Below are 17,396 nucleotides of genomic sequence, written 5' to 3' on the forward strand. Positions count from 1 at the left end.
ACGCCAAGACCCCCTTCGCCAGGATCGACACGCAGGCGCAGACCGCAAAATTTCGCCTCATCGCCCGATCGCAGCAGCACCAGCAGCACCGTGGTCAATAACAAAAAGCCCCAAGGGTGACACCCCGATGCCGACATGCGCTTTCACGCCGCTCCTGCACGACGCCGCGCCACCGATAGGCCCTGACCCCATCGGTACCAGCGCCAAAGCCCCGAGGCCGGAGCTCAGCCGCTAGCCCACCGCCAGCCACATAGTGCCGTAAGCCGTCTCAAGAGCCGTCCCTAGACCAATAACACCGATAAAAACATTAGGAGGGTTTCATGATCAGTCGCCGGAATTTCCTCAGTGCCTCAGCGCTGGCCTGCGGTACCTTGGCCATCGCCAGGATCGATCCCGATTTCTTCTTCACCTCGGCCCGTGCACAGAGCGATCGTCCGATCACCTTTCTCTCGGCCGAGAACATCACCGGCAACTGGGATCCGACCGCTCACACCACGCTGTCCCAGACCACGATCCAGGGGTTCGTCATGGGCTATCTGGCCCGCGCACCGATGCGCCCCGAGGACCCAGGTGAGATGGTGATGGAGCTGGCGACCTCGATCGAGCAGCTCGATCCACACCGGCTCGAGATCCGGCTGCGCGAGGGCATCACCTTCCACGACGGCAAGCCGTTTGGCGCCGAGGACGTGAAGGCGACCTTCGAATACGGCTCGCAGCCCGACCGACCGGCGCAGTGGTATCCAGGCTCGAACGAGACGTTCGAGGTGACCACGCCGGACGACTACACGGTGATCGTCGATACCTCCAAGGGCGGCTATGGCGCCCACCTGTTCATCTTCCTCGCGGCCTACTTGCCGATCATGTCGGCCACCGACATCGCCGGAGGGCCGCGCGGCCCGCTCAGCCAGCGGCTGAACGGCACCGGCCCGTTCCGGTTCGTCGAGCAGCGAGGCAACAGCACGGTGATGGAGGCGTTCCCTGACTACTACAAAGGGCATCCGACCGTGCAGGGCGTGACGTTCTCCTTCGTCGGCGACGCGACCACGCGCATGCTGTCGTTGATGAACGGTCAGGCCGACATCATCGAACGCCTGGAACCGGAGCAGTTCGCGACCCTGGAAGGCCGGGACGACATCAAGCTGTCGCGGCTGGTCTCGGTGGAGAACAAGTACCTCTGGTTTCGCTGCTCGAAGCCGCCCTTCGACGATTGGCGCGTGCGCCGCGCGGCCTGCCACGCGATCGACCGCACGGTGATCGACGAGATACTGGGTATCGCGGGCGAGCCGTCGTCGAATTTCATTTCGCCGATCAAGTTCGGCTACTCGGACCTGGCCAACTACCCCGAATACGATCCAGAGGAGTGCCAGCGCCTGCTGGCCGAGGCGGGCTATCCAAACGGCGAGGGCCTTCCCGAGCTGGAGTACATCACCTCGACCGGTTTCTATCCCAAGACCCGTGACTACGGCGAGATCATCACCATGCTGCTGCGCGAGCAGGGCTTTCCGGTGACGCTGAACGTGATGGAGGTCGCCGCCTGGAACGAGCGCCTGTACGACCGCCCCGGTGGAGGCCCAGGCCATATGATCGACTGCGGCTGGTCGACCGGCTCGCCCGAGCCCGACCTGGTGCTGCGTACCCATTTCCACTCCTCCTCGAAGCGCATCTGCGGCATCGAGGACGCCGAGATCGATGCGGCCCTGGACCGCGAACGCAACGCCGCGACCCTCGAGGAGCGGCGCGAGCTGCTGCAGACCGACCTGCTGCCGATGCTGGCGGACAAGGCACCAGCGCTTTCGCTGTTCACGTCGGTGATGATCCACGGCATGCGCGCGGAGATGGACGGCCTGTTCATCTACCCCGACGGCCTGACCGACGCATCGAAGGCGGTCTTCTCCACCTGACCTGCAAGCGCGGCGCGCACCGCTGCGCGCCGCCCCGCTCACTGGCTGGAGGATGGAGCCATGTTCATCATGGTCTTTCTAGCGAAGAGGCTGGCACAGGGCACCTTGATCGTTCTGCTGGTGGCCTTCGTCATTTTCACCCTGCTGCGTGTGGTACCGGGGGACCCGGTGCGGCTGATGGCCGGCGGCATGGCGCCCGAGACGCTGATCGAGCAGATCGCAACCGAAATGGGACTGCGCGATCCGATCCCGGTGCAGTTCGGCCGCTACATCGCAAGCGTCGCCCAGGGCGACCTGGGCCAATCCTTCATGCGGCCGGCCAGCGGCGCGGCGGTGGGCGGCGCCAGCTTCGACGATATGACCCGCTCCGAGCGGGCCCGGGTGCTGGACCTGATCGCCGAGGCGGCGCCGAAGACCCTCCAGCTGGCGCTGCTGGCCATGGTCTTCGCATTGATCGTCGCGGTGCCGGTCGGCGTAGCGGGCGGGCTTCACCCTGGGCGCTGGCCGGACAGGATGGCGCTCTATCTGGGGTCGGTGTTCGTCAGCCTGCCGAACTTCTGGCTGGGCATCGTACTGGCGCTGCTGCTGTCGGTGAAACTGGGCTGGCTGCCGGCAATCGGCTATCGCGGCTTTGCCTACACCGTACTGCCGGCGATCGTGCTGGCGGTCGAGATGGCCCCGTTCATCATTCGTACGCTGACGGTGTCAGTCGCCCAGATCATGCGCCAGAGCTTCATCGACATCGCCAGGATTCGCGGCCTGTCGCGCGTCCAGATCATCGTCCGCCACGCGCTGAAAAACGCCTCGGTGCCGCTTTTGAACCTGCTGGGGGTGCAGTTCTCGATGCTGCTCGGCGGCGTGCTGGTCGTCGAGTTCATCTTCGACTACCCAGGTCTCGGCCTACTGACCATCAACGCGGTCCTGCAGCGGGATTTCCCGCTGATCCAGGGTATCGCCATCGTCACTAGCGCCGCCTTCGTGCTGATCAACATCGCGGTCGATCTCGCGACGACCGCCATCGACCCGAGGCTGGAATACTGATGTCCGAGATCGAGATCCCCCAGCCCCCCGCGACCCCGGTCCGCACCCTCACCTCGCGTATCTGGCACTTGGCCTGGGCCTCGGTCGAGTTCCGGATCGGGTTTTGCGTCTTCACCCTGCTGCTCCTGGCGGCACTGCTTTACCCCGAGCTGAGAGGCATCGACCCGACCGCGATGAACGTCCGGGCACGCTTTACCCCACCGGTACTGCTCGCCGAAGGCTTCAGCTGGACACACCCCCTGGGCACCGACCAGCTGGGGCGGGACATGCTGTCACGCTCCTTGGTGGGGCTGCGCTACTCGCTGCTGATCGGGGTGACGACCGTGGTGCTGATGCTGGTGATCGGCTGCGCGGTAGGGATGGTCGCCGGCTACTACGGCGGCAAGATCGACATGCTGCTGATGCGGCTGACGGATGCTCAGCTATCGATCCCGATGATCATTCTCGCCATTACCATCCTCGGCGTCGCACGCCCCACCATCCCGGCGATCATCCTGGTGCTGGGACTCTCCGGCTGGCCGGTCTATGCCCGCGTGATGCGCTCGACCGTGATGGCCGAGCGCAGCAAGGAGTACGTGCGCGGCGCACGAGTGCTGGGCGCCTCGGACGCGCGCATCATGCTGTCGCTGCTGCTGCCCTTGGTGCTGCCACCGATCGCCTTCGTCGCCGTGCTCGACATCGCACGGATGATGATCTTCGAGAGCGTGCTGGGATTCCTTGGACTCGGGGTTCAGCCGCCCACGCCTACCTTCGGCAACATCATCGCCGAAGGTCGCCAGTACCTGTTGAACGCATGGTGGATCGCTACGATGCCCGGTGTCTTCCTGTTCCTGACGCTGGGCAGCATCAACCTGATGGGCGCCGCGCTGGAGCGCGCCCGCAACAGCGTCTACGGAGGCCAGCGATGACTGGGGATTCGCTGCTCAGCGTGCAGAATCTTTGCGTCGATCTGAACACCTCGGCGGGCAGAACGGCGATCCTGCGCGACATCTCGTTTGAGATCGCCACGCGCCAGATCGTCGGGGTGATCGGCGAAAGCGGCTCGGGCAAGACCGTGCTTGCGCGGACGCTGGCCAGCTGGCTGTCGCCACCGCTTGGAGTATCGGCGGGGCGAATCCTGTTCCAGGGCCGCGACCTGGTTGCCGACCCCGGCTTGGCGAAACGCCTGTCCGGGCGCGAAATCGCCTATGTCGGCGGCAATCCCGCCGGCGCGCTTGACCCAACGATGACGGTCGGCGCACAGATCGTCGAGAAGCTGCGCGCGGTGCGCCCCGGCATCTCGGTGACCGATGCGCGCAAGCGCGCGATCGAGCTGCTCTCGGCGGTGCGTATCCCGGCGGCGCGCCAGCGGTTCCACGAGTATCCGTTCCAGTACAGCGGCGGGATGATGCAGCGGGCGATGATCGTCGATGCGCTGATCTCGGACCCCGCGCTGCTGATCGCCGACAACATCACCCAGCCGCTGGATGTGACCATTGCCGCGCAGATACTCAAGCTGCTGCGGGAGCTGGCGAATGAATTCGACACCGGCGTGCTGTTCGTCTGCTCGTCGCTGCCGGTCGCCTGCGACGCCTCGGACAGGGTCATGGTCCTGCATGAAGGCCAGGTGGTCGAACAGCAACCGCCCACCGCGCTGATCCACCAGCCGCGACATGCTTATACCCAGGGTCTGATCGCAGAACTGCCCCGACTGTGGGACGAGACCACGACGCCCCCCATGCATGGCGACACCCGCCAGCCGATCATGTCGGTGCGCGGCGTCAGTCGCAGCTATTCGGTGCGAAAGCCGGGCGGCCTGGGAAAAGTACAGGTCCAGGCCGTGCGCCAAGTGGATTTCGACGTCTACGCTGGAGACAACTTCGGCGTCGTCGGCGAGAGCGGCTGCGGAAAGTCCTCGCTGATGCGCCTGCTGACCGGGCTCGAGCAGCCCGACAGCGGTGAAGTGCTGTTCGAAGGAACCAACGTCTCGACCAGCTCGTCGGCCGAACTGCGCCGGCTGCGGCGCAGGTTCCAGCTGGTGCTGCAGGATCCCTATGGCTCGCTGCCTCCGCAGTCGACCATCGGCGCGATTCTGGAGGAACCGCTGAAGATCCATCGGATCGGTACCGCACGCGAGCGCCGCGCACGCGCTGCCGAGGTGATGAACGAAGTCGGCCTGTCCCCAAGCCTGTACCATGAACTGCCGACGGGGCTGAGCGCCGGACAGCGCCAGCGCGTGAACGTCGCGCGCGCGATGATCCTGGAGCCGCGCCTGCTGATCATGGACGAGACCCTGTCGGCGCTGGATCAGACCGAGCAGGGCAAGATGCTCAACCTGTTCGAGCGGCTGCAGGCGCAGCATGGATTCACCTACATCTTCATCTCGCACGACCTGGCGATGGTCCGCCGGGTGTGTTCGCGGATCGCGGTCATGTACCTCGGCGAGACCGTGGAAGTGGCCCCGAACCGCAAGTTGTTCTTCGATCCCGCCCACCCCTATTCCCGCGCGCTGCTGTCGGCCGCCCCGACGCTTGAGCAGCGTCGCTACCGCCCTGAAGAGTGCCTGCTGGAGGGCGAGCCGCCCAGTCCGATCGAGCTGCCGCCCGGCTGCTCCTTCGCCAACCGTTGTCCGCACGCGTTCGATCGCTGCCGGCTGGAGAGCCCGCGGCTGAGCAGTTCCGGGGACGGCGCACTGTCCGCCTGTTTCCTTCACCAGCCATCTTCCCAGCGAGCGATGACAGCCGAGCTGCTTCGCTAGCCAGGCCAGTAGCCCTAAGGAGAGCATCCATGCCCGACACTCAGCGCATCCCTCGCATCGACAGCAAGTCGCTCGACGAGCTGATGGCCACGGTCTCGACATTCGGCTCGACCGGTGACGGCGGGGTCGACCGTCCCGCGCTGACCGATGCCCATGCACAGGCACGTGACTGGTTCGCCGCGCAGATGCGCAGCCGAGGCTATGAGGTGCGGGTCGATGCGATCGGTAACCTGTTCGGTGTGCTCGAGCTGGCCGGCCCCGATGCGCCAATGATCATGGTCGGCTCCCATCTCGACAGCCAGCCCAAGGGGGGGCGTTTCGACGGAGCCTATGGCGTGATGGCGGCACTGGCGGGCATCGAGGCCGTCCGCGAAGCCGCCCGCGCGCGGGGCATCACGCCGGGCTGCAACTTCGCCATCGCGGACTGGATGAACGAGGAAGGCGCGCGCTTTCAGCCCAGCCTGCTGGGCAGCAGCGTTTTCGCCGGCGAGCTGACGCTCGACTTCGCCCTCGATCGGCGCGACGGCGACGGCCACCGCGTCGGCGACGAGCTCCAGCGTACCGGCTATGCCGGCTCCGCTTCCGCGCCGGTCCCCAATGCCTATCTCGAAGTCCATGTCGAGTGCGGCCCCCATCTGGAGCGCGAGCACAAGGTCATCGCGCCCTTCGTGCGCTACTGGGGAGCACTGAAGGTCCGTATCGAAGTCACCGGCGAACAGGCGCACACCGGCCCCACCGCGATGGCACAGCGCAAGGATGCCGTACTGGGGGCCGCCTACCTGATCAGCGCGATCCGCGAGTTGGTGGACCAGGCGCCCGACACCCTGCATACATCGGTGGCGCGCCTTGAAATCTCGCCGAACTCGCCGAACATCGTCCCCGGGCAGGCGATTCTGTTCGCCGAGCTGCGCGCCCCTGAGATGGCGACGCTTACGTGGGCTGAGAAGGCGCTCGAATCCGCCCTGCCCGGCTGCATGAAGCGCGCCGGCGTAGCGGGGCGGATCGTCTCCATCGACCGCCGGCCGGCCGGGCGCTTCGACGCGCGCCTGGTGGAGATGACCGAGGCCGCCGCGGACGCCCTGACGCTGCCGCGCATGCAGTTGGACACCATCGGTGGACATGACGCCATCCCGGTGCTGCGCCGCTGTCCGGCGATCGTCATCGCTGTACCCAGCAAGGACGGTATCTGCCACAACCCGCAGGAATACACTTGCGCGGAGGATCTCGCCGCAGGGGGGGACGTGCTGGTTCACATGCTGTGGCGGCTGTTCCGCGCCGACGGCGACCTGGACCGAGCCAGGGAGGACGCGTAATGGCGGACCATGCCAGCGAGGTGGATCCGAACCTGGTGCTCGAGGCAGCGGGACTGGCCGGGGCAGTGGTCCAACCAGGCCCGGAGTCGGTGGCCTCGCCGACCTGCCGAGCCGTCGACAGCCTCACCTATCACCTCGAGCACCCCTCCACCCACCAGCCGCTGTTCCTGAAGATCATGCATGCGGAAATGCGCAGCTTCTACGATCTCGACGCGGCGATCGCCGGAGCACGCTTGGCCTCCGAGCTGGGGATCGGTCCACGGGTGGTCTGGGCCGATGCAGCGCTCGGCGCGGTGCTGTTCGAACGGTTGGAGGCGGGCTGGCATACCGCGACGCTCGATCGCCTGCAAACACCCGAGATCCTGAACCAGACCCTCGCTAGGCTTGCCTGCCTGCATGCGGCCCCGCCAATGGCGGCGCGCTTCGACCCATTCGCCCGGATCGACGAGCTCAGTGAACGCGCAGGCGCATTGAACCTGCCGATGCCGGACGACTTCTGGTGGATTCTCAGGATGGTCGAGGCGATCGAGCAAGCCACCAGCGCAAGCCCACTGGCCCCCTGCCGCAACGAGGGCAATGCATCCAACCTGATGATCTCGGATGGTGGCGACGTGATGTTGCTGGACTTCGACAGAGCAGGGATGAACGACCCGCTCTATGACGTCGGTGTGGTGCTGAACGAGGCGCACTACTTCGAATCCGAGATGCGCATGGCCTTCGGCATCTACCTGGGGCGAGAGGATTCTAAAGCCTTCAACCGCGCGCGACTGTACGCCATCGTCGATGACGTGATGTGCGCGCTGTGGGGATTGGTGGCGGCTCGGACGACTGCGCGAGAGCAGATCGAGTTCATGAAGTACGGCGAATGGCGCCTAATGCGCGCGCGACTGGCGCTGAACCATCCGCAGTTCGAGGAAAAGTTGCGCGGGCTTTGAGCGACGGGGGATAACGATGATGATCAGGAAGCTCGGAGAGGCGATGACGGTCGCCGAACGTGAGATAGAAGCGGCGATCCGCAAGGCGCCACTGTTTCGCCGCTGCGGAGATATCACCTATCGACCAGTGTCGGGTGGGATAAGCAATTCGAACTGGCGTGTGACCTGCAGCGATGGAACGGGGGACTACTTCGTCAAGCTGCCCGGCAAGGGAACCGAAATGTTCATCGATCGGGTCGCCGCGCTGGATGCATCGCGCAAGGCCGCCGCGGCGGGCATCGGCCCGGCCGTGCATGACGATCTGGCCGCGGAGGGGATCGAGATCAACGATTTCATGCCCACCCACCGTGCCAGCACCCACAGTGTCTTCGCCGACAGCGATGCCCGGTTGGCCGCGATCGATGCCTATCGAAGATTTCACGCCCTGCCGTCGCTGGTGCTGACCAAGACCGTTTTCGACATGATCGATGAGCACGAGGAGCAGGTCAGGACACTGGGCGCGCCTCAGCCGCCCGACGCCGAATGGATCGCGCTGAACTATCGATTGGCGCGCAGCGCGCTGGAAGCCTCGGGACTGGACCTGGTGCCCTGCTTCAACGATCCGATGCCGGGTAATTTCATGGTTGGAACGGATGGTTCGATCATGCTGATCGACTACGAGTATGCGTCGATGAACGACCGCTGCTACGATCTCGGGATCTGGTTCGGCGAGATGTTCTTTCCTCCCGAGGTCGAGCGCGCCCTGATCGAGGCCTATTTCGGCCATGTCACCGACCAGCTCGTTGCGCGCGTCACGATCCACAAGGCGCTGGCCGACATCAAGTGGGCGGCCTGGTCGATGGTGCAGATGATGGTCTCGCAGCTCGAGTTCGATTACTTCAAGTACGGCGCATGGAAGCTGATGCGCTTTCGCGCCATCGTTGGCGACCCCGCCTGGAAGACCCATCTATCCAAGGTATGAGTTGCGGATACCAAATCATGGATCCCCCGCGGCACGACATTGCGCCCCAGCCGGGGCACGGATATTCCGCGTTGGCGATGAGTAAAGGGATTTGACCGGATGTGGCATCAGGAACGCTATCAACGCATCTGCACGCTGCTCGACACTTTTCAACGCCTCTCCACCGAACGATTGGCGTCGGAACTGGGCGTATCACGCGAAACCGTCAGGCGGGATCTGCTCTATCTCGAACGCCGCGGTGAACTCAGGCGCATCCACGGCGGCGCGATGACGACCAGGCCCCAAGAGCCGCCGATCGATGTGCGTGCAAAAACCCGGATCGAAGAAAAACGCACGATCGCAAAACTCACCCGCAATGAGATATCAAGCGGACAGACCCTGTTCATCGACGCAGGCACCACGACGACCCTCTTGGCCGAGGAGCTCAGTACGCTGGAGGGGCTGGTCGTGGTGACCAACTCGATTGCCGTGGCGCTGAAGCTCTCACCCGCCCCACGAGAGGCACACACCATTTCCAGCAACCGGGTGATTCTGCTCGGCGGAGACGTCAACTCCGCCCTGCAGGCAACCTTCGGTGCCAAGACCATCGGTGAGATCCACCGCTATCGTGCCGATCTGGCGCTGCTTTCACCGGTCGGCATCGATGCCGCGCACGGCGCCACCAGCTACGATCACGACGAGGCGGAGATCGCCGCCGCCATGGCCGCGTGCGCCTCGCGTATCGCACTGCTTGCCGATCACAGCAAGATCGGGCGAGCCAGCCGACTGTCCTACTGCAGAGCCTCGCGGATCGATCTGCTGGTCAGTGATCGCCCCATCGACGACCCGGCGCTGCTCGACGCCCTCGCCGAGCGAGGGCGGATACTCCACCCTGGCAGCTAGCCCTTTGCAGGCTCGCGCCCGTTCGTTGCGGGGCAAGCGAGGCACGATCGAGGGCCACGCCCTGGCGGTGCGGCTCGATCTCAGTGGAACACTACGGTGCGATCGTCGTTCAGCAGGACCCGGTGCTCGAGGTGCAATCGCACCGCTCGGGCCAGCACCTGGCACTCTGTATCGCGGCCGATCGCGGCCATGTCTTCGGCGGTCATCGAATGATCGACGCGCTGCACGTCCTGCTCGATGATCGGCCCTTCGTCGAGGGCGGCGGTGACGTAGTGCGCGGTAGCCCCGATCAGCTTCACCCCACGCTTGTGCGCCTGATGATAGGGACGCGCGCCCTTGAAGCTGGGCAGGAAGGAGTGATGGATGTTGATCACCCGTCCGGAAAGCGCTTTCGATAGATCATCGGAGAGGATCTGCATGTAGCGGGCGAGGATCACCAGGTCGACACGCTGCTCGCGTATCAGCTCCAGCAGTTTCGCCTCCTGCTCCGCCTTGCTGGCGGCGGTCACGGGCAGATGATGAAAGGGCACACCCTCGTGCTCGGCACGACGCCTGAAGGTGTCGTGGTTGGAGAGGATCGAGGTCAGCTCCATCGGCAACTGCCCGGTGCCATGGCGATAGAGCAGGTCGTTGAGACAATGACCTTGCTGGGAGACCATGATCATCACCCGCGGCTTGACCGCGGCGTCATGCACCTCCCATCTCATCGAGTACTCGGCACCGACCGGCGAGAAGCCCTTGCGGAATGCCTCGAGCGAACCGCTCTCTTCGACCTCGCAGCATACCCGCATGAAAAAGCGCCCATTCTCGCGGTCGACGTACTGTCCGCTTTCGACGATGTTGCCGCCTTGCGCTGCGATCGCGCTGCCGACGGCGGCAACGATACCCATGCGGTCCGCGCAGGAGAGAGTGAGAACGAGGGTTTTCATCGGCGGGAATATCTCCGGAATTCGATTCGTGGCTATTCGAACAGACTGGCCACGGCAAAGACGAAAAACAAAACGATCACCACCATCGCGACCCCAACGATCAACAGACGCACATCCTTGAACGGAGAAACGCGACTTGGCCTGCGTTCCTTCGCAGAAGCGGGACCAGTGGCATCGTCATGCGCTCTTTCGGCAGAGTTCGAGTCTTTCATCACCGGGCAATCCACGCTGTGCAGGAAGGGCTGGATGGTTGAGGGCTGGCTGGCAGTCCTCGATGGGTCGAGCAGTATATGCCCGATCAGCGAGCTCGGTAAGGGGCTGCCAGTGGAGACGGGGAAAACCTCAATCGCGCGGCGGATGTCGCTCGAAACATCCCGTCGAACTTTTCTGCGCCGCTCTGCGCTGCGAACTTCTCTTTGGTCGCAAGGTACTTCCAGCATCGGATAGCGTCGCTACACTGGAGGCGTACTCGAGCTCGGCGAGGGTGCCAGCCAGCCCCTACCCAAGGCTCGGGCCGCGATCCAGGCGAAACTCCAGCCTACGTTCGATACGGAGGCCTTTGATATGTTCGATTCGATGCTCAGTGCTCTCGTGGTGATTTCGCTCACCGGTGTCAGCGCCTGGATCTGGTCGATGCTGGTCAATGCACGCCCCCGCGACCCTCTCTACTTGCGCCCCCACAGCATCCGCCGCGGGGTATTGTTCTTGCGCAGAAAGCGTAAGGATTCCAGCCAGCCCGGCCTAGCCGTCCAACGGCGTCAACCTGATCTCACCCATGAGCGAGCGCAGGACGTCGGCCGCGATAGCGGCTCCTAGATCACGTCTTCAGCGCACGCCAGAGTGGATAGAGTCCGCGCGCAGACCGCGTCCGAGTCCGATGTGGCCAGCGCAATCGCGTTCAGATTTCCCTACCCGACCAAGCCGGACCTCGACGAGCGTCTGATACAGTGGTGATGCGGCCGGATACGTCGATCATCCGCAGAGAGCCTGACTGCGCAGCGGAGCCGCTACCGGCCTCTTCATTCGGATCGGTCATGGCTGCGCATCGGCCTGACGAATCTCGTTGCCAAAGCAGGTCTTCCGGCTTGCGCCTGCCGAGGCCCAACAAACGTTTGGAGTGGAACGTGGATACTGAAGAATTCCGCAGGCACGGCCATGCCGTGATCGACTGGCTGGCCGATTATCACGCGCAAATAAGGAGTCTGCCTGTCCAGGCCGCTTCGGAACCGGGCAGCGTAAAGGCACTCCTGCCGGACTCGCCGCCACTGCAGGGCGAGTCATTCGAAGCGATCCTCGGTGACATGGACAAGGTCGTGCTGCCCCACCTCTCCCACTGGCAGCATCCACGATTCTTTGGATTCTTCCCGTCGAACTCCCTGCGTGCGGGCATTCTCGGAGACCTGATGAGCAGCGGCCTCGGCGTCCTCGGCCTGTCCTGGCAGTCCTCGCCCGCGGTTACGGAAGTCGAAGAGGTCGTCGTCGACTGGTTCCGCCAGATGGTGGGCCTTTCGCCGCAGTGGTTCGGCGTAATCAACGATACCGCCTCGTCGAGCACACTGGTGGCGCTACTGACCGCGCGCGAGCGCTCGACGGACTACTCCTTGGCACGGGCGGGCCTGCAGGACGGCGGCCAGCGCCTGGTCGTCTACACCTCGGTGAGCGCGCACTCCTCTGTGATGAAGGCGGCTCTGCTCTGCGGTTTCGGCCGTGAAAACGTCCGCCTGATCGATGTCGACGAGGCCTTTGCGATGCGCGCCGACGCGCTCGAGCAGGCCATCGCAGCCGACCTGGCCGCTGGCCTCAAACCGTGCGCCATCGTTGCCGCCGTGGGGGGCACGGCGACGACCTCCGTCGATCCGGTCGACGAGATCGCCGCGATTGCGCAAAAGCACGGCATCTGGCTGCACGTGGATGCGGCGATGGCCGGCAGTGCGATGATCCTCCCGGAATACCGATGGATGTGGAACGGCATCGAGGGCGCCGACAGCGTCGTGATCAATGCCCACAAATGGCTGGGTGTACCCTTCGACTGCTCTCTTTTCTTCGTCCGAGACGAGCCGCATCTGCTGCGGGTCATGTCGACCAATCCGACATATCTCCAGTCGGAAACCGACGGCGTGGTTCGTAACCTCCGCGACACAGGCATCCCTCTCGGCCGGCGTTTCCGGGCCTTGAAGCTGTGGTTCGTCATTCGTGAACAGGGTGTCGACGGCTTGCAGGCGCGCCTGCGACGCGATTTGAAACTGGCAGCGGAGCTGTCCGAGGAAGTTTCGCGCACACCGCATTGGCATGTCGTGGCGCCGGTGGTGCTCCAGACCGTCTGCGTCCGGTTCGAACCGCCGGGCATCCCAGGGGAGGCGCTCGATGAATTCACCCGGGCGTGGGCGAGCGCGGTCAACAAATCCGGCGAGGCCTTCGTCACACCCGCGACCGCAGGTGGAAAGTGGATGGTCAGGGTATCCATCGGCGCACCGGAAACGACCGATGAAGACGTGAAGTCGCTGTGGTCGCTGATGCAGTCGGTATCCGCGGACGTCGCCTCGACATTCCAAACCAACCAAGCCGGCGCCTGAGTTTCAAGGCGCTGGCGCAGCCGCCGAGCAGCGATGAAGCGCTGCTCGGCGAGGGCGCGACTTCTCAGCATCGCGTCGAGCCAAAAAGGCTTCGACGCGATCGACGCTGGCGCAAAACACCGTGGCTATCGAATAGACATCAGGCCAATGCAGCAGCGGTGCACAGCCGTAGTTCCGGCGCGCAGGCAACGGCTGCGGCAAGCGGCCCTTGTTCCTGCACTGCGGCGAAAGCAGTCTTGAATGCCTCCATATCTTCACGAGTCCCCACCGACACGCGCACCCAGTTGGGCCAGCTCGGCCAGCTGCGCCCGACATGGACGCCATGGCTCGCCATCGCCGCGGCCACGTCCTTGCCTGGTCGACCGACATCCATCATGAAACAGTTCGTATGAGACACCGTGCACTCGATTCCCCGAGCCTGGAGCCAGCGGATCACATCGTTACGCACCCCTGAGTTATAAGCGCGCCGTTCGGCCACGATCATTTCATCCTCGATGCTCGCCTGCGCCGCTACCGCAGCGGTGACCGAAATGGCATCGGACCCCATTTCCCGCAGCTTGGCCAACGCTTCGCCCTGCCCCACCGCGAATCCGCAGCGAAGCCCCGCCATACCGTAGAGCTTGGCGAAGGTATGCAGCACGATCAGATCAGGGTGCGATGCGACCAGATCGATCACCGACTGCTCTTCGGAGAAGTGGATGTAGGCCTCATCGACCAGCAGGATGGCACCGGCAGGTTTATTGGCCAGCGCGCTCACGATCGCCTCGCGCGGTGTGATGGTGCCAGTCGGGTTGTTAGGGTTGCAGACGTAGATCAGTCCGGCATCGGGGAAGGCGCACATCGCAGTCAGATCGTGCGCGCCATTGGCGAGCAGGGGAACCCGGTGGACGGGGGTACCCATACGCTTGGCAACCTGTTCGCAGGCTTCATAACTCGGGTCTGCGACCACCAGTGAGCGCTCAGCCGAAGTGAATACCCGAGGTGCGAGTTCCAGCGCCCATCCAGAGCCGGGGTAGAGGATCACCTGCTCAGCATCGACGCCGAGGTGTGCGGCCAGCGAGTCGTGGAAGTGCTGGATCAAGTCGAAGCGGTAGAAACCGGTGTGCCCAATGATCTCGACCAGAGCCTCGCGGGCGGACTCGCAAGGACCGAGCGGATACTCGTTGTAGTTGATGAAAGTGCCCTTGCGGGCAAAGCGCGCACCTGGAGCCGGGGCGAGTATCGAGGATGTTGGCTGTGCGCTGGCGCAGCCACCGAGCAGCGGCAGAGCGCTGCCGGCGACGGCGAGGGCGGAAGCTCCCAAAGAAGAACGAAGGAAATGGCGGCGGGAACCAGTGTCAGTCATGAAGACATCCTTGGCGTGTTATTGTTGAGAATCAAAAGGCTTCTCTTTGTAGCACGCCAAGAACCTAGACCAAAGTCGTACCTCGCTCAGTGCAGCTCCTCGGGGGCCACCTCGATCCAGTTGAGATCGGCACTCGGCTGCGCTCCTGCCGCGCGCTGCTGCTCGGCGGAGCGGCTGCGCCATTCACGCATCCGTTCGGTATGGCTGGCGCTGCGCGTGACCCAGACCCTCACACCGCCCTGCTCGATGTCGGTGCCGTTGAGCAGCATGTAGCCGTCCGAACCGGAGGTGTCCCCGGCGACCAGCACCGGCTTGTTCCATTGATCGATCCAGCCATAGATGGTGCCGAGCTTACCTTCGAACCAGGTCATCGGATTGACCAGATAGCTGGTCAGCACCATCCGCTGGCTCGCCGCCTGGTCGTACACGCCGTCTCTGATCGCGAACCGCGAGGTGGTCAGCTCACCGCTCTCGGGGTCCTTGAGCAGCGTATTGACGCCGATCACGTGCTCGGGCGGCACGTTGTAGCCATAGCGAGGATCGGAGGCCACCATCCGCACTATCTCTTCGTTGGCGGCGGTGACGACGTAGACCTCGATGCCGTTCTCCTGCAGGCGATTGTAGAGCTCCTGCATGCCGGCGAAGAGTCGCGGCGGCTCGACCTGGTATTCGACGTAGTCGTCGCCATCGTAGTAGTGGGTCGGCACCGGCTTGCCCTCGGCCAGCATCTCATCGACGTTGCGCTTGAGCTCCTCGAGGCTCAGTCCCGCGAACGACTGGGCGATCCACGGGTAGCAGACCAGATCATCGATCTCGCACAGCCGGTAGTAGTAGCTGAACAGGCTCTCGGGCTGCCCCTCTGCGTCCTTGAACGGAATCAGCTTGAGCGCCGGATCGAGGTTTTCGCGGGTCAGTACGCCTTTGTTCTCGAGATAAGGCAGCAGCGACTCGGTGATATCGAACTGGTAGCTGGTGTTGTCCATATCGAACACCGCGTAGGCATGCTCGCGACCGCGGTTCTGTTCGATCATCGCATCGATCCTGGCGGCCGCTTCGGGCGGCCAGTGCTCGAGCTTGGTCTCGGCGAAGGCGAGATGCGTGGCAGTGACGCACAGCGCGCCGAACATCAAAGACGAGATAGTGCGTGTCATGACGATCCTCTCGGCATAGTTATCGTTGGATTTGGTTATGGTTGGATTTGCCAGCGCCAACGCGGCGTCGGCGCCAAAACCCTAACATCGCCGTAAATTTTATTGAATGGGCAATCAAAAAAGAGGCGGCGCAGCGGCTCAAAGCAACCGTTCCAACCTCAATACCCTCGCGACCCAGGCCTGGAAACGCCGCCACGGATTGCCTCGCTCGCTGTGATATCGACGCAGCCGGCCACTGCCATCATCGGATATCCAGGTCAGCCGCCCCTGGTCGATGTGTACCGCATAGCTGTGCTCGGGCAGCGCACCGAACGCGTTGATTCCACGCAGCTCGCGATTGAGCTCGACGCTCTCTATCACGACTCCGAGCTCGCAGTTCCACCACACCGATCGAGGGTCGAGATTGAACGAGGCGATCATCAGCCGGTCATGATCGAACGCGAAGGTCTTGGCATGCAGCGAATTGGAACGCGGCCGGGAGAGCTTGAGCCTGGTCCGCGCGCGCAGCCGGGCACGCATCCGTGACCTGGTCAGCGGCTGGTAGCGAATTTCATAGAGTTTCGCCCCCGCCGCCAGCAGCGGCTTGCGCCAGGGTGCGTAACCGCCGTGCACCAGCGGCACGTCGGTGGCTTCCAATGCGTTAGTGATCGCCACCACCTTCACCCCGCGCGCGAGCAGGGCGAACAGGTCGATGCCGTCGAGATCATGGGGAATCAGGTAGCCAGAGACCACCTCCAGGCTATGCTCGACCCGATCGAGCTCTTCGACCACCTTGCCGCTCATCCGCAATTCGCGAGGCGGCAGGCCGCGCATCGCGGCCACCTCTGGGTCGTCCCACAGTACTCGCGCAGCGGCCCACTCGAGCCGCCCGGCGAGTTCGTCGCGGTCATCCCGGCGCAGTTCATCGAGCGCTTCGTCGTACTCCTTGCCTGTCCGCGAAGGCTCGGCGCAAATCCTCTCCAGCTCGTCATCCAGCGCCCGCCAAGCCTGCCCATCGCGCGCACGCGCGAACTTCCGAAGCGGCACCGCCAGCGAATGGCTCCAGTAGGCATCGAAGCTCTGGCCCAATCGCTCGGGCGTCTCGCCACCGACGGCCAGCGCATCGATATCGATGAACAAGTGGCGGGAATCGGAGCTGAAGTAGTCATCGCCAAGATTGCGACCGCCGAAGATCGCCAGGCTGCGATCGGCCAACCACAGCTTGTTATGCATCCGCCGATGCAGTCGGCGGACATTGAGCACCAGGCTCGCGAGCCGGGTGAGGGTGAAGCGGCGCCCGGAGGGAATGGGATTGAACAGCCGCACTTCGATGTTGGGATGGCTATCGAGCTTGGCGAGGCGGTACTGCTGGTGACCTACGCTCAAATCATCGAGCAGCAGCCGGACTTTGACTCCGCGCTGCGCAGCCTGGATCAGTTGGCGCAGCAGCCGCCGGGTGCTGTGGCCATCCTCGAAGATGTAGGTCTGCACGTCCAGGCTGTGACACGCCCGCTCGGCAAGCAGCGCCCGTCGTGCATGCGCCTCGATACCATGAATCAGCAGCTGGAAGCCGCTGTGACCGCCTCGCCCATCGGCAAGCGACCTTGCCCACTCGGCTTCGCTCTCGCGCTGATCGATCGAACCCATGC

General features: G+C 64.0%; 15 protein-coding genes. 10 read left to right on the forward strand and 5 right to left on the reverse strand.

The features are described 5' to 3' along the window. The first annotated feature begins 320 nt into the window (after window positions 1-320). The 8 genes from A5892_RS19230 (at window position 321) to A5892_RS19265 (ending at window position 9,770) form a co-directional block, all read left to right on the forward strand. Window positions 321-1,901, forward strand: a complete 1,581-nt coding sequence (locus tag A5892_RS19230; protein ID WP_064124152.1) for an ABC transporter substrate-binding protein — start codon at window positions 321-323, stop codon at window positions 1,899-1,901. A 60-nt stretch (window positions 1,902-1,961) separates the two neighbouring features. After that, window positions 1,962-2,942: an ABC transporter permease gene (locus tag A5892_RS19235; RefSeq protein WP_064124153.1), complete on the forward strand. Its 981-nt coding sequence runs from the start codon at window positions 1,962-1,964 to the stop codon at window positions 2,940-2,942. Next, entirely contained in the window at window positions 2,942-3,850 is a 909-nt protein-coding gene (locus tag A5892_RS19240) for an ABC transporter permease (protein WP_064124154.1), read from the forward strand. The genes A5892_RS19235 and A5892_RS19240 overlap by 1 nt, the downstream gene beginning before the upstream one ends. Beyond that, window positions 3,847-5,679, forward strand: a complete 1,833-nt coding sequence (locus tag A5892_RS19245; protein WP_064124155.1) for an ABC transporter ATP-binding protein — start codon at window positions 3,847-3,849, stop codon at window positions 5,677-5,679. Before A5892_RS19240 ends, A5892_RS19245 begins: the two co-directional genes overlap by 4 nt. A 29-nt stretch (window positions 5,680-5,708) precedes the next feature. Continuing rightward, window positions 5,709-6,992 (forward strand): Zn-dependent hydrolase, encoded by a 1,284-nt coding sequence (locus tag A5892_RS19250; protein WP_064124156.1) that lies wholly within the window; start codon window positions 5,709-5,711, stop codon window positions 6,990-6,992. Further along, window positions 6,992-7,927, forward strand: a complete 936-nt coding sequence (locus A5892_RS19255) for a phosphotransferase family protein (protein WP_064124157.1) — start codon at window positions 6,992-6,994, stop codon at window positions 7,925-7,927. Before A5892_RS19250 ends, A5892_RS19255 begins: the two co-directional genes overlap by 1 nt. Window positions 7,928-7,946: 19 nt before the next feature. Further along, on the forward strand, window positions 7,947-8,888 hold the full coding sequence (locus A5892_RS19260) for a choline/ethanolamine kinase family protein (RefSeq protein ID WP_064124638.1): 942 nt from the start codon (window positions 7,947-7,949) through the stop codon (window positions 8,886-8,888). Between the two features lie 99 nt (window positions 8,889-8,987). Continuing rightward, window positions 8,988-9,770 (forward strand): DeoR/GlpR family DNA-binding transcription regulator, encoded by a 783-nt coding sequence (locus tag A5892_RS19265; RefSeq protein WP_064124158.1) that lies wholly within the window; start codon window positions 8,988-8,990, stop codon window positions 9,768-9,770. An 80-nt stretch (window positions 9,771-9,850) separates the two neighbouring features. On the opposite strand, the gene purU is transcribed toward A5892_RS19265, so the two are convergent. Together purU and A5892_RS19275 are read right to left on the reverse strand one after the other, a co-directional pair. Continuing rightward, on the reverse strand, window positions 9,851-10,699 hold the full coding sequence (gene purU, locus A5892_RS19270) for a formyltetrahydrofolate deformylase (protein ID WP_064124159.1): 849 nt from the start codon (window positions 10,697-10,699) through the stop codon (window positions 9,851-9,853). Window positions 10,700-10,731: 32 nt separating this feature from the next. Continuing rightward, the gene (locus A5892_RS19275) at window positions 10,732-11,139 is read right to left on the reverse strand and encodes a hypothetical protein (RefSeq protein WP_064124160.1); all 408 of its coding nucleotides are present in this window, start codon (window positions 11,137-11,139) and stop codon (window positions 10,732-10,734) included. A 124-nt stretch (window positions 11,140-11,263) separates the two neighbouring features. On the opposite strand from A5892_RS19275, the gene A5892_RS19280 reads away from it, so the two are divergent. Together A5892_RS19280 and A5892_RS19285 are read left to right on the forward strand one after the other, a co-directional pair. Next, window positions 11,264-11,515, forward strand: coding sequence for a hypothetical protein (locus A5892_RS19280; RefSeq protein ID WP_064124161.1), 252 nt, complete (start codon window positions 11,264-11,266; stop codon window positions 11,513-11,515). A gap of 308 nt (window positions 11,516-11,823) precedes the next feature. Then, on the forward strand, window positions 11,824-13,272 hold the full coding sequence (locus tag A5892_RS19285; protein WP_064124162.1) for a pyridoxal phosphate-dependent decarboxylase family protein: 1,449 nt from the start codon (window positions 11,824-11,826) through the stop codon (window positions 13,270-13,272). 139 nt (window positions 13,273-13,411) lie between these two features. On the opposite strand, the gene A5892_RS19290 is transcribed toward A5892_RS19285, so the two are convergent. The 3 genes from A5892_RS19290 to A5892_RS19300 all read right to left on the reverse strand — a co-directional run bounded on the left by A5892_RS19290 (window position 13,412) and on the right by A5892_RS19300 (window position 17,394). After that, entirely contained in the window at window positions 13,412-14,617 is a 1,206-nt protein-coding gene (locus A5892_RS19290; RefSeq protein ID WP_064124163.1) for a pyridoxal phosphate-dependent aminotransferase, read from the reverse strand. Between the two features lie 86 nt (window positions 14,618-14,703). Next, on the reverse strand, window positions 14,704-15,768 hold the full coding sequence (locus A5892_RS19295; protein WP_064124164.1) for an HAD family hydrolase: 1,065 nt from the start codon (window positions 15,766-15,768) through the stop codon (window positions 14,704-14,706). A gap of 138 nt (window positions 15,769-15,906) precedes the next feature. Beyond that, window positions 15,907-17,394, reverse strand: a complete 1,488-nt coding sequence (locus A5892_RS19300; protein ID WP_064124165.1) for a phospholipase D family protein — start codon at window positions 17,392-17,394, stop codon at window positions 15,907-15,909. Window positions 17,395-17,396 lie beyond the last annotated feature (2 nt).

The sequence above is a fragment of the Halotalea alkalilenta genome (genome assembly GCF_001648175.1).
GTDB classification, from domain to species: Bacteria; Pseudomonadota; Gammaproteobacteria; order Pseudomonadales; family Halomonadaceae; genus Halotalea; species Halotalea alkalilenta_A.